Origin of the sequence: Nonomuraea sp. NPDC049649 (assembly GCF_040675175.1) — a bacterium.
GTDB lineage: Bacteria > Actinomycetota > Actinomycetes > Streptosporangiales > Streptosporangiaceae > Nonomuraea.
This window is the reverse complement of the sequence record NZ_JBFAOH010000116.1, coordinates 1-1,042: the sequence shown is the minus strand read 5'-3', so window position 1 is coordinate 1,042 and position 1,042 is coordinate 1. Positions and strand designations below refer to the sequence as shown.

Here is a 1,042-nt window from a genome sequence, read left to right as displayed (position 1 = left end):
CGGGACTGTACGGTTTTCGGTGTAACTCCTGATCAAGGAGAACGCACCTGATGAGTACTGTGATCCAGGCATCGACGGAGATCGATCTGGAGGACGCCGCAGTGGCACGCAACGAGCCCAAGGACTCTGACCAGGAGCTCGTCGGCCGTCTGGTCGACCAGGCCCGCGCCGAGGGCATCGAACTCGTGGGGGAGAACGGGCTGCTGGGCCGGCTGACCAAGCTGGTGCTGGAGTCCGCCCTGGAAGGTGAGATCACCGACCATCTCGGCTACGACAAGCACGAGCGCGCCGGCGGCCAGACGGGCAACTCGCGCAACGGGACCCGGTCCAAGACCGTCATCACCGATGTCGGGCCGGTGGAGGTCACCGTGCCACGCGACCGGGACGGCAGCTTCGAGCCGAAGATCGTGCGCAAGCGGCAGCGGCGGCTGTCCGGGGTGGATGAGATGGTCATCTCGCTGGCCGCCAAGGGCTTGACCACGGGCGAGATCTCCGCGCACCTGGCCGAGGTGTACGGCGCCGAGGTGTCCAAGCAGACCATCTCCACCATCACCGACAAGGTGCTGGACGGGATGGCCGAATGGCAGAACCGGCCGCTCGACCCCGTCTACCCGGTGATCTTCATCGACGCCATCCACGTCAAGCTGCGCGAGGGCCAGGTCGCCAACCGGCCGATCTACGTGGCGATGGCGGTCACCGTGGACGGCGAGCGCGACATCCTCGGCTTGTGGGCCGGCGACGGCGGCGAGGGCGCCAAGTTCTGGCTGCACGTGCTGACCGAGATCAAGAACCGCGGCGTCGGTGATGCCCTGATGGTGGTCTGCGACGGCCTGAAGGGGCTGCCGCAGGCGATCGAGCAGGTCTGGCCTCAGGCCGTCGTCCAGACCTGCGTGGTGCACCTGCTGCGCGCCTCGTTCCGCTACGCCGCCCGCCAGCACTGGGACGCCATCGCCAAGGCCCTCAAGCCGGTTTACACCGCGCCGACCGAGGCAGCCGCGCTCGAGCGGTTCTACGAGTTCGCCGAGGTGTGGGGCGGCAGGTA

1 protein-coding gene is annotated in these 1,042 nt (G+C 67.7%); it reads left to right on the top strand.

What is annotated here, in order from left to right:
- Positions 1–50 precede the first annotated feature (50 nt).
- Positions 51–1,042 (top strand): IS256 family transposase (locus AB0J42_RS37730; RefSeq protein WP_364303409.1); only part of this gene is annotated, 992 nt, incomplete at its 3' end.